Source organism: Kribbella yunnanensis (assembly GCF_039529655.1).
Lineage (GTDB): Bacteria > Actinomycetota > Actinomycetes > Propionibacteriales > Kribbellaceae > Kribbella > Kribbella yunnanensis.
Genome location: NZ_BAAANF010000013.1, coordinates 5,966 through 17,617, shown reverse-complemented (window position 1 = coordinate 17,617; position 11,652 = coordinate 5,966). Strand labels below are relative to the sequence as shown.

Here is an 11,652-nt window from a genome sequence, read left to right as displayed (position 1 = left end):
GTGGTCCAGTCGTTCGCTGGCAAGGCGGAGGAGGAGCGCGATGCGGAGCATCTCGCGACGACGACAACGCCGCCAGCGGGCGTCTGGGGCGCCGCTAAAGGTGCCGAACGCTCCTCGACGGGGCACTAGGGTGTGCGCATGCGCGCACGGGCACGGCGGCGGGGGCCGCGAACGGCGGGGCCGTCCCTCACGGGGTTACTGGCGGGTGTTGCCGTTGGCATCCTCGGGATCGGGTTGTTGCTGCAACACTCCACCTTCTTCGAGGTGGTCCGGTTCGTCCTGTTCATCGCACTCGGCGTCGCGCTACCCGGTTTCGCACTGTGGCGGCTGATCGGCAACTACAGCCGCAACCTGGTCGAGGACCTGGCCGGCGGCTTCGCAGTCGGCACCGCGGGACAGATCGTGGTCTATCTGGCCGCTGCGTCGATCGGACTGCAGGCGTGGTCGTGGGTGTGGGGCCCGGTCGTGCTGGTGCTCTCGTTCATCGACAGTGACATCCGAGCACGGGTGTGGCGGCGGGTTGCGCAACCACTCCGGCCGTTGCAGGCGTGGTTGTTCGCACTGTCGACCACGGTCGTGGTTCTGATCGTCTACCGGCGCGGTCCGGGCCAGTTCCTGCCCGCATACACCGATCCGCTCCGCTCGTACCCCGATCTGGCGTTCCAGCAGGCCGTGGCCGCCAGCGCGAAGTACGACGTACCGGTCTCGACGCTGTGGCTCGGTGGTGAGCCGATGAAGTACCACACCTTCTACCACCAGTCGACGGCTGCGACCGCATGGGCGACGCGGATCGACCTGACCGACCTCATCCACTCGCTGACCTGGCTACCGCTGTTCCTGGCCGGGTGCGGATTGGTCTTCGCGCTGGCCAGTCGTTTTGCTCCGACGGCCGAGACCGGTGCGACTTGGGCTGGGCCGCTCGCCGTACTGATCGCTGGACTGGGCGGTGCGATGCAGCCGCTTCCAGATGCTGGTTTTGGTGGTTTGTCCACGGCAGTCGCGGCGTATCTGAGTCCTACGCAGAACCTGGGCGTCATGATCGCCATGGCGCTGTGCGTCGTCGCAGTCGACCTCCTGCGCGCAGAGCCGCCGCGGAGTCGCTGGGTGCTGCTGGTTCTGCTCGCACTGGTTGCTGCGGGCGCCAAGTCGACCATTTTGCCCTTGCTGGGCTTCGGATTCGCGTTTGCCTTCGTCCATGCCGGTATGGCACGCAAGAGCAATCGGACTGCGTTGCTGGGCGGTCTACTGGCGTTTGTTGTGTTCGTCGCCGCGATGCTGACGATCTTCGGCGGGAGCACGTGGGGCACGGAGATCAAGCCGTTCAAGACCTTCAGCCAATTGTCGTCCTCGCCGCTCGCGACGCTGCTGAGCTGGGGGCTCGCGGTCTGCGGAATGTGGTTCCTCGGCCGCAAGTGGCGTGACGTCGGTACGGCGTTCCTGATGGGGTTCGCGGTGGCCGGACTGATCGGCACGTTGATGACCGCGCAGTCCGGGATCAGCCAGCTCTACTTCCTCCGTACGGCGTTCCCGGCGATCGCAGTGCTCGCCTGTGTCGGACTGGCCAATCTGGTTGGCCGTCTGGGTGACCGGCGTGGTGTGGCGCTGGTGGGGATCGCTGGGGCGCTCAGCCTGGCCGGGCTCGCGGTTGCGCGTTCTAAAGCCGCTGGTGACAGAGATCCGTGGCTATGGATGCTGGCCGTGCTTCTGATCGTCGGAGTGGTCGTCGGGCTTGGCTGGAAGGTGTTTCGTCGACCGGGCAACCTGGGAATCGCGATCGTGGCCGCTGCGGTGGCCGCGTGCATGATCGGCTCGGTGCTAGTACCGCTGCAGGCGTTTGTGTCGGACAGTGCGTCGAAGCTGGTCTACGCCAAGGTCTCTCGTGGCGGAGCGACCGCTGCCGAGGCAGGGGCTGCACGCTGGTTGCGGCGGAACACGCAGCCAGGTGAGCTGATCGCGACCAACGCGCACTGCATCATCCAGCGCGACAACGTGTGCGACAGCCGGCACTTCTGGCTCGCCGCGCTGTCCGAGCGACCGGTACTGGTCGAGGGCTGGTCGTATTCGAACCAGGCGAACCGGATCGCGCTGGAGACCAACTCGAATCCGAGCCTGATCCCGTACTGGGACAGCAGCAAGCTGGCCACGAACGACACCGCGTTCAAGTCGCCGTCGGCTGACGTTATCCAGCGACTGCGCAATGCCGGGGTGCGCTACCTGTTCGCCGACCGCCGGGCCGGTGCCGTGTCACCGAAGCTCGGGGAGTTCGTCAGCATCCGGCACGCGACACTCGACGTGACGATCTACGAGATCAAGTGAAGTAGCGCATCCGCGACTCGGACACGCCCCTGACCGTCGACCATGCGCCAGCCTGCGGCCGCGAGTCGCGTTCGCTCGGCTGAGTCAGTCAGCAACCGCTTCAGCACGGCGGCTGCGGCTGTCGGGTCCGCCTGGAGTTCGGAGAGCACTCCGACACCAGCCGCCGTACCGGTGGCGATTGCGCGCTCGTAGCCCATCACCTGGTTGTCGACGACACACACCAAACCAGCGGTCGCGCCAAGACACAGCAGCTCCCAGGTCGACGTACCGGACGCGCTGATGGTCACGTCCGCCTCGCGCACTGCGGCAGCGAGCCGGTCGGTCGGGGCGATGACGTTGACGAGCGAGGAGACCGCAGTGATCTGTGCGGCCAGTTCGGGGGTCGGAGCAACCACGGTGGCGTCGAAAGGTACGCCTGTCGCGACCAAAGCCCCTACGACGGCCGGACCGGCGCCGAAGGCATCCGTTCCACCGAAAAAGGCAAACACCTTCGGTACGTCGACCATCCGCGCGGCCGGCGGGTCTACCGGGCGCAGGGCGCGGATCTCGTCGCGGATCAGCACGTAGTCGAGCCCTGCGAGGCGGACCGAGTCGGGCGGCAGGACCGGGTCGTCCAGCTCGGCGGCGAGGTTCTGGTCGACGAGTACGTCGGCCACTGCGCCCCGGAAGTCGCCGTCCACAATGGCGAGTGTCGGTAGCCCGCTGGAACGGACTGCCGAGTAGACCGCCGCGTCGAGGTCATACGAGTCGAACACGACCGCGTCGTACCGGCTGAGCACCTCCACGTGCTCCGCAGGAGTCCAGACCGCAGGACGAATGGTGATGCCACGGGCGGTGAGCTGGGCTGCTGCCCAGGGGACTGTGTCAGCGTCGCAGATGAAGTCCACGGCGAGCCCACGGCGCTGGAGCTCTTCGGCGAGAGCGAGGCAGCGCATCACGTGGCCGATGCCCCGGGTCGGTCCTACATCGCAGCGCACTCCGACACGGCTCACGCACAGACCGTATCCAGTGGATTGAGAGGGTCGCTAACCGGGCAGCTATTGTTTCGGAGCGGCAACCGCTACCGTCCGTCAGAAGGAGCCTGCTCGACGTGTCCATCCTCACCGGCTCCGACATTCTCGTCACCGGCGGCACCGGGTCCTTCGGCCGGGCGTTCGTGCGGCACGCGCTGGAGCGGCTGAATCCGCGCCGGATCATCGTCTTCAGCCGCGACGAGCTGAAGCAGTGGGAGGTCCGCCAGCTGTTCGGCGACGACTCCCGGCTGCGGTTCTTCCTCGGTGACGTCCGGGACCGGGCCCGGCTGCTGCGGGCGATGCACCGGGTCGACTACGTCGTCCACGCGGCGGCGCTGAAGCAGGTCGATAGCGGCGAGTACAACCCGTGGGAGTTCGTCCAGACGAACGTGATCGGCTCACAGAACGTGATCGAGGCCTCGATCGACTCCGGGGTGAAGCGGGTTGTCGCACTGTCCACCGACAAGGCGTCCAGCCCGATCAACCTGTACGGAGCGACCAAACTGACCGCGGACAAGCTGTTCATCAACGGCAACCACTACGCGGCGGCGTACGACACCCGGTTCGCTGTGGTGCGGTACGGGAACGTGATGGGTAGTCGCGGGTCGATCATCCCGAAGTTCCGCGCGCTGCACGCGGCCGGGCAGTCGCTGCCGATCACCGATCTGCGGTGCACGCGGTTCCTGATCACGCTGCCGCAGGCGGTCGAGTTCGTGGTCGACTCGTTCGAGCTGATGACCGGCGGTGAGCTGTACGTGCCGCGGATCCCGTCGATGAAGGTGACCGACCTGGCCGAGGCGATCGCTCCCGGCGCGGCCATGCACGACGTCGGACTGCGCCCCGGCGAGAAGCTGCACGAAGAGATGATCAGCCCGGAGGAAGGCCGGCGGGTGCTCGCCATCGGCAACCGCTTCGTGCTGCAACCCGATCTGGCGACCTGGGGCTACATTCCGCCGGAGGGCGGCGTACAGCTGGACGAGGGCTTCCACTACGCGTCGGACACCAACGACACGTGGTACACGATCGAGGAGATCCAGAAGATCCTCGAGGTGGATCACTAGTGCTTCCCTATGGTCGGCAGTCGATCTCTGCTGCGGATATCGCGGCGGTGACCGCAGTGCTGCAGGGAGACTGGTTGACGACCGGTCCGGCGGTTGCTGCGTTCGAGGCGGCGGTGTCGGAGCTGGCGGGTGGGCACCGGGCTGTTAGCTGTACGTCGGGGACCGCGGCGCTGCATATCGCGTATGCGGCGCTTGGTGTCGGGCCGGGCGATGAGGTGGTGACGACGCCGATGACGTTCGTCGCTACCGCGTCGTGCGCGGCTCTCCTTGGTGCTCGCGTCGTTTTCGCCGATGTGGACCCGGACACTGCGCTGCTTGATCCGGCAGCAGTTGCGGCGGTGACGACTGAGCGGACGAAGGTGATCGCGGCGGTCGACTACGCCGGGCAGGCTGCGGACTATGCGGCGCTGCAACCGCTGGCCGACGCGGTGGGCGCGCGGACTCTCGCCGATGCGGCGCACTCGATTGGCGGGAGTGCCGGTGGGCGGCCGGTCGGGGATCTGGCTGACGTGACGACGATGTCGTTCTTTCCGACGAAGAATCTGACGACCGGTGAGGGTGGTGCGGTCGTCTGCAAGGACCCGGCGGTCGGTCAGCGGGCGCACGAGTTCCACTTCATCGGGCTGGTGCGGGATCCGGCGCGGTTCGAGATCGTCGATGAGGGTCCTTGGCATCAGGAAGTGCATGAGTACGGCGTGAACTACCGGCTCACCGATCTCGGCGCGGCGCTGGGGCTCTCTCAGCTCTCGCGGTTGGGTTCGTTCAAGCGTCGCCGGGCGGAGATCACTGCGCGTTATAACCAGGCGCTCGGTGGGGTGGATGGACTGCGTACGCCGGTGCAGCGGGCGGGTGTTGATCCCGCGTGGCATCTGTATCCGGTGCGGGTGCTCGGCGGGCGCCGGCGCGAGATCTTCGAGGGAATGCGGGCGGCCGGTATCGGTGTCCAGGTGAACTACATCCCCGTCTACTGGCATCCTGTCTTCGCACGGCAGGGTTATTCCCGCGGCCTGTGCCCGAACGCGGAGGCCTTCTACGCCGAGGAGCTCTCCCTCCCGCTCTACCCGGACCTCACCGACAACGACGTCGACCGGGTGATCGAGACCCTCACTAGACTGGTTGGCTAACGTGACTGAAGTGACCCGATCGAATCTGGTCGGTGGAGAGATGCTCAACTGGTCGGACCTCCATCCGGCCGACAGCCGCCCCGCCGTCTCCGGGCCGGCCGCAACCGCGGTACTCGCCGCCGCCTTGAAACCCGGCGACACCGTACTGATCGCCGGCCCCCACAGCCACAGCCTGTACGCCGACCTCGCGGCGAAGGCCGAGTCGATCGACATCCTGGTCCGGTCGGCGCCGGATGCCGAGGAGCTCGCGGAGTCGCTCACCCACGCGAAAACCCAGGTCTACTGCGGTTCGCTGGACCGGTTCGAGACGGACGAGACGTACGACCTGATCGTCGCCCTGGACGGCTTGGAGCGTCTGGTCGGCCCCGACACCGAGTCACTGCCGTGGACAGATGCACTGGCCAAACTCGTCAACTGCCTGTCCCCCCACGGGCGGATGTTGCTCGGCGCAACAAATACCTTCAGCGTCAACCGCCTCATCCAACCCGACATCACCGCCGCCCTCCCCCGAGACGAGGACTGGGGACGAGCAGTAGCCGACACCGCCCCCGCAGGCCTCACCCCCCTCGAAACCGCGCTGCGCGCGGTTGGGGTGAAGGTGGAGGAAAGGCAGAGCGCACCCAAGGTGGAGTCGCCCACGAGCGTCGTGAGCGACGCAGGTGCTGGCGCAGGTGTGAGCGGCGCGGGTGCGGACGCGGGTGTGAGCGGCGCGGGTGCGGACGCGGGTGTGAGCGGCGCGGGTGCGGACGCGGGTGTGAGCGGCGCGGGTGCGGACGCGGGTGTGAGCGGCGCGGATGCGGACGCGGGTGTGAGCGGCGCGGATGCGGACGCGGGTGTGAGCGGCGCGGATGCGAGCGCGGAGGGCGCGGGTTTGAGTGGGCTTCGGGCGGGCGTCCTCTCCGCTCGCATCCACGGGTTGTATCCGTCATTGGTTGAGGCTGAGATCCTCGTTGGCGACAACGCGCAGCTGACAGGCGCGCGGGCGGCTCGGGTTGTTGCTGGGCGCAATGGTGGGCCTGCGTTGATGGATCCGTATCGGGTGGTGATGGATGCCGCGCGGGCTGGCCTGCTGGTGGAGTTGGCGCCTGCTTGGTACGTCGTGGTTGGTGTCGAGTTGCCTGTTGAGTCCGTCGACGGTGAGTTGGTGGAGGAGCGGTTGCTGGCGGCGCTTCGGGTGGACGATCAGTTGGCGTTGCGGCGGGAGATCACGGCGTACGTCGAGTGGTTGCGCACCACGTCGACGGCGGGAGCTGCGGACAACGTGATCGTGGACGGGACGTCGTACCGGCTGTTTGGCGAGGGAAGCGGCGGGACGGTCGAGGAACAACTCGAACGGTTTGTGCGGCGGGCGTTGGAAAGTGGCTCGAGGCAACCTTGGCCTGCGGGGGGTGGGGTGGAGGAGCTGACGGCTCGGTTGGCTTCGATGGTGGGGATTACGTTGGCGCCGGCAACGACGCGCGACGTGATTCGGCCGTTGGGGAGTGCTGAGCAGCTCAGCACGGTTGCTCGGTTGGCGGATGAGTTGGCGCATGCGAGTGCTCGGGCGATCTTGTTCGAGGGGACTGCTAGTGGGATTCGGCGGTCGGTGCCTTATCGGCTCGGGCATGCGATGTTGAATCCGGCGCGGGTGGTTCGGCGTCGGCTGAAGCGTGTGTTGCGGAGGCGCTGATGCACCACGCTAACCACTTCTACGGGCATGCGGACGTGATGGCGGCGTACGCCGGTCTGCGCAAACCGCCGCGGATCTGGGGCTACCTGCAACACGGGTGGAACATCCTGGACGGGTTCGCCCATGGCACCAACTTCGCGCCTGGAATGCCGAAGTACGTGTGGTCCGACAGCGTGCGAAGGCGCGGTCAGTCGATGGGACTGCGCAACTACTCGGTGATCGGTTCGGTCTGGCTGTATCTGCTGAAGGTGCACCCAAACCTCGCAACTCCCGCGAAGAAGGCCAAGGGCACGCTCTTCTATCCGTTCCACGGCTGGGAAGGGCAGAACGTGCTCGGCGACCACGGCCGGATCGTTGCCTCGATCAACGAGCATGAGACCGCCCCGGTGACCGTCTGCCTGTACTGGAACGAGTACCAGCAGCCCGCCATCCGCAAGGTCTACGCCGACGCCGGCTTCCGCGTCATCACCCACGGCTACCGCGGTCTGCACTGGCGCAAAACCGACGCCGACTTCCTCCTAAAACAACTCCGCGAGCTCCGCAGCCACACCCGCGTCGCGTCCAACCGGCTCAGCTCCGCCGTCCTGTACGGCGCCTCGATCGGCCTGCAGCCCGGGGTGTACGGCGACCCGATGGTGCTGGAGAACGAGCACCCGTCATTCGGCGGGCAGGCGCGGATCAAACGCCTCTGGCCCGAACTCGACCAGCCCTTCGTCCCGGCGAAGATCGCCCAGGAGTTCACCGACACCGAACTGGGCGTCGACCACGTCGTCTGCCCAGCGGAGATCCGGGAGCTGTTCCGATGGAACGACTGAAGATCGGCATCGTCACCCAGGTGCGCGTGACGAGCTCGCGGTTGCCGGCCAAGGTCCTGCTCACCGCCGGCGGGCAGTCCTTCCTCGAACACCACCTGGACCGGCTGCGGCAGACCGGTCTCCCGGTGATCGTTGCCACGACGACGAACTACAACGACGACGTGATCCTCGAGGTGGCCAAGCACGCGGGCGTCCCCGTGCACCGGGGCTCGGAGGACGACGTACTGAGCCGGTTCGCCGGTGCCGCTCGCGAGCACGAGCTGGACGGCCTGGTCCGGGTCACGTCGGACTGCCCGCTGATCGATCCGGCGATCATCTCCGCGGCCGTCGACCGCTGGCGGTTCGAGAAGGACCTCGACCTCTACATCTCGAACTGCCTCGAGCGCACCTACCCGCGCGGCATGGACTACGAGGTCTTCTCCGCGAAACGCCTGTACGACGCGGAGGCCAACGCGACTCTGCAGGCGGACCGCGAACATGTCACGCCGTACCTGCACCAGAACCGGTCCGGCGAGATGCGCCTGCTGAACCTCCCGTGGGCCGGCGGCGGAGCGTCGTACCGGCTGTGTTTGGACACTCCCGACGACTGGCAGTTGCTCGATGCCCTCTTCGAGGAGCATGGCGCGACGAACCTGAACTGTGCCGAACTGGTCGAGATTCTGGACACTCATCCCGAGCTGACCACGCTCAACGCCCACATCGAGCAGAAGAAGCTCGGCGAGTAGCCGCGTGCAAGCGGTCGGCTACGGCATGATTTACCGTGATGAGCACCGATGATCCAGCCCCCGGCCCCTCCGACGCGGCACGCGCCACGTCGTTCGGGGCCGTCGCGGCCGCGTACGACGCGGGCCGGCCGACCTTTCCGGTCGACGCGCTGACCTGGATCCTCGGCCCGGGGCGCGGGCTGCAGGTGCTCGACCTGGGTGCGGGTACTGGCAAGCTGGCCGCGGTCGCGGCCTCGCTCGGGCACGATGTGGTCGCGGTCGACCCGTCCGAGGAGATGCTCTCGGTCTGCCGGAAGCGGCCCGGTATCGACACGATGGTCGGTGCCGCCGAGTCCATCCCGCTCGCGCACGCCTCGGTCGACGCGGTCATCGTCGGGCAGGCGTTCCACTGGTTCGACCACGCCCGGGCGCTGCCCGAGATCGCCCGGATCCTGCGACCGAACGGCGTACTGGGTCTGCTGTGGAACAACGCCGATGTCGTCGTGCCGTGGGTGCGCCGGATGATGCAGGCGATCCAGGGGCCGGACAGCCACGGCACCGACAAGTTCGACCCGATGCCGACGCTGCTGCAGTCGGATATGTTCGCCGGGGTGGAAACCGCACGGTTCCGGCACTGGCAGGACCTGGACCGGTACAACCTGCGGCAGCTTGCGGAGTCGCACTCTCGGATCGCGATGCTGACCGACTCCCGCCGGGAGACGGTGCTGGAGCAGGTCGACGCGATCTACGACGCCAGCGCGCGCCCGCCCGAGCCGCTGCGGATGCCGTACTTCACCGAGTGCTACCGGACTCGGCCGAGCGATCTGGCGAACTACCGCCGTACCCTCGACGCGCCGGTCGCACCGCACCTGTAGAAACATTTTGATTGCGGACACGCCCGATAAGTCACAAACCACCTACTTAGGGCTAACGTGCACGCATGGACGAGGATGTCGTGCGCGAGCGGGATGCCCGCGCCTACGAGGCCGTGCACGACGCGGCCGACTTCACCGAGCTGAAGCGACGGTACAAGAACTTCGTGGTGCCGTGGACGATCGCCTTCATGACGTGGTACCTGGCCTACGTGGCCTGTAACAACTGGGCCCGTGACTTCATGAACACCAAGGTGGTCGGCCATATCAACATCGCGTTGATCTTCGGCCTGCTGCAGTTCGTGTCGACCTTCGTGATCGCCGCCGTCTACGGCCGGTACGCGAACCGCAAGCTCGATCCGCTGGCGGCCGGCCTGAACGCCAAGTACAAGAGGGAGCGCCGCCGGTGAACTTCGTCCCGCTGTTGATTCCTCTCGCTGATGGTGAGCCCGGCAACCGGGTGCTCACCATCTCGCTGTTCTCGGCGGTCGTTGCCGTGACGCTGTACATCACCTGGTGGGCGTCCCGGCAGAACAAGACCGCTGCCGACTACTACGCCGGCGGCCGCAACTTCAGCGGCGCGCAGAACGGCCTGGCCGTTGCCGGCGACTACATGTCGGCGGCATCCTTCCTCGGCATCTCCGGCCAGATCGCCCTCTACGGGTACGACGGCTTCCTGTACTCGATCGGGTTCCTCGTGGCCTGGCTGGTGGCGCTGCTGCTGGTCGCGGAGCTGCTGCGGAACTCCGGCCGCTTCACGATGGCCGACCAGCTCGCCTTCCGGATGAAACAACGCCCGGTCCGTACGGCGGCCGCGTCGTCCACGATCGTGGTGTCGATCTTCTACCTGCTGGCCCAGATGGTCGGCGCCGGTTCGCTGGTCGGGCTACTGCTCGGAGTGAAGAGCGAGGGCGTCAAGGCCGCGGTCATCGTCCTGGTCGGCGCGCTGATGATCGTCTACGTGACGATCGGCGGGATGAAGGGCACCACCTGGGTGCAGATCGTGAAGGCCGTGCTGCTGATGACCGGCACCGTGCTGATCACCTTCCTGGTGCTGCTGAAGTTCCACTTCAACATCTCCGACCTGCTCGGCGCGGCCGCGTCGAAGTCCGGCAAGGGCGAGTCGTTCCTGCAGCCGGGTCTGCTCTACGGCAAGGACCTGGTCGGGCAGATCGACTTCCTGTCGCTCGGACTCGCGCTCGTCCTCGGTACGGCGGGGCTCCCGCACATCCTGATCCGCTTCTACACCGTGCCGGACTCGCGGTCGGCGCGTCGCTCGGTGCAGTGGGCGATCGGCCTGATCGGCGCCTTCTACCTGATGACGCTGGCCCTCGGCTTCGGCGCCGCGGCGCTGCTGAACACCGCGAAGGGTTCGCCGGTTGCGGAGTCGAAGGGGAACGTCGCTTCCCCGCTGCTGGCCGAGTCGGTCGGTGGTGGCGCCGGTTCGGTCGGTGGGTCGATCCTGCTGGCGCTGATCGCGGCGGTCGCGTTCGCCACGATCCTCGCGGTGGTTGCGGGTCTGACGTTGACCTCGGCCTCGTCGTTCGCACATGACCTGTATGCCAACGTCATCGCGAAGACCAAGCCGTCGGAGAAGAGCGAGCTGCGGGTCGCCCGGTTCGCGGCGATCGGGATTGGTGCGGTCGCGATCGCACTGGCGATCCCGGCGCAGAAGCTGAACATCGCGTTCCTGGTCGCGCTGGCCTTCGCGGTGGCCGCCTCGGCGAACCTGCCGTCGCTGCTGTTCAACCTGTTCTGGAAGCGGTTCAACACCTCGGGCGCGGTCTGGAGCATCTACGGCGGTCTGATCTCCGCGGTGGTGCTGGTGGCGTTCTCGCCGGTGGTGTCGGGTAAGCCGACGTCGATGATCACCGGCGCGGACTTCGCCTGGTTCCCGCTGTCGAACCCGGGCATCGTGTCGATCCCGCTCGGCTTCCTGTTCGGTGTGCTCGGTACCTACCTCGGCAAGGACAAGTCCTCCGAGGGCCGCTACACCGAACTGTCCGTCCGCGCGCTCACCGGCGCCGGCGCAGAAGGTGCCACCAAGCACTAGATTCTCTCCTCCAAAGGCCGGTCCG

The 11,652-nt window shown here is 67.0% G+C and carries 10 protein-coding genes; 9 read left to right on the top strand and 1 reads right to left on the bottom strand.

The window, feature by feature from the left end; translation table 11 throughout:
• Nucleotides 1–138: 138 nt before the first annotated feature.
• Entirely contained in the window at nucleotides 139–2,316 is a 2,178-nt protein-coding gene (locus ABD231_RS18050; protein WP_344152748.1) for a hypothetical protein, read from the top strand.
• Here ABD231_RS18050 and ABD231_RS18045 read toward each other — a convergent pair.
• The gene (locus tag ABD231_RS18045; RefSeq protein ID WP_344152745.1) at nucleotides 2,301–3,308 is read right to left on the bottom strand and encodes a PseG/SpsG family protein; all 1,008 of its coding nucleotides are present in this window, start codon (nucleotides 3,306–3,308) and stop codon (nucleotides 2,301–2,303) included. The genes ABD231_RS18050 and ABD231_RS18045 overlap by 16 nt on opposite strands.
• Nucleotides 3,309–3,406: 98 nt before the next feature.
• On the opposite strand from ABD231_RS18045, the gene pseB reads away from it, so the two are divergent.
• The 8 genes from pseB (at nucleotide 3,407) to ABD231_RS18005 (ending at nucleotide 11,627) form a co-directional block, all read left to right on the top strand.
• Nucleotides 3,407–4,390, top strand: a complete 984-nt coding sequence (pseB, locus tag ABD231_RS18040) for a UDP-N-acetylglucosamine 4,6-dehydratase (inverting) (RefSeq protein ID WP_344152742.1) — start codon at nucleotides 3,407–3,409, stop codon at nucleotides 4,388–4,390.
• Nucleotides 4,390–5,514 (top strand): aminotransferase class I/II-fold pyridoxal phosphate-dependent enzyme, encoded by a 1,125-nt coding sequence (locus tag ABD231_RS18035; protein ID WP_344152739.1) that lies wholly within the window; start codon nucleotides 4,390–4,392, stop codon nucleotides 5,512–5,514. Before pseB ends, ABD231_RS18035 begins: the two co-directional genes overlap by 1 nt.
• A 10-nt stretch (nucleotides 5,515–5,524) precedes the next feature.
• Nucleotides 5,525–7,183 (top strand): hypothetical protein, encoded by a 1,659-nt coding sequence (locus tag ABD231_RS18030; RefSeq protein WP_344152737.1) that lies wholly within the window; start codon nucleotides 5,525–5,527, stop codon nucleotides 7,181–7,183.
• Nucleotides 7,183–7,998, top strand: coding sequence for a hypothetical protein (locus tag ABD231_RS18025; RefSeq protein WP_344152734.1), 816 nt, complete (start codon nucleotides 7,183–7,185; stop codon nucleotides 7,996–7,998). Before ABD231_RS18030 ends, ABD231_RS18025 begins: the two co-directional genes overlap by 1 nt.
• A complete protein-coding gene (locus ABD231_RS18020; RefSeq protein ID WP_344152731.1) occupies nucleotides 7,986–8,723 on the top strand; it encodes a cytidylyltransferase domain-containing protein in 738 nt (245 codons plus the stop codon). Before ABD231_RS18025 ends, ABD231_RS18020 begins: the two co-directional genes overlap by 13 nt.
• Nucleotides 8,724–8,761: 38 nt before the next feature.
• On the top strand, nucleotides 8,762–9,577 hold the full coding sequence (locus tag ABD231_RS18015; RefSeq protein WP_344152728.1) for a class I SAM-dependent methyltransferase: 816 nt from the start codon (nucleotides 8,762–8,764) through the stop codon (nucleotides 9,575–9,577).
• Nucleotides 9,578–9,642: 65 nt separating this feature from the next.
• Nucleotides 9,643–9,984: a DUF485 domain-containing protein gene (locus tag ABD231_RS18010; RefSeq protein WP_344152725.1), complete on the top strand. Its 342-nt coding sequence runs from the start codon at nucleotides 9,643–9,645 to the stop codon at nucleotides 9,982–9,984.
• Nucleotides 9,981–11,627, top strand: a complete 1,647-nt coding sequence (locus tag ABD231_RS18005) for a solute symporter family protein (protein WP_344152722.1) — start codon at nucleotides 9,981–9,983, stop codon at nucleotides 11,625–11,627. The genes ABD231_RS18010 and ABD231_RS18005 overlap by 4 nt, the downstream gene beginning before the upstream one ends.
• Nucleotides 11,628–11,652 lie beyond the last annotated feature (25 nt).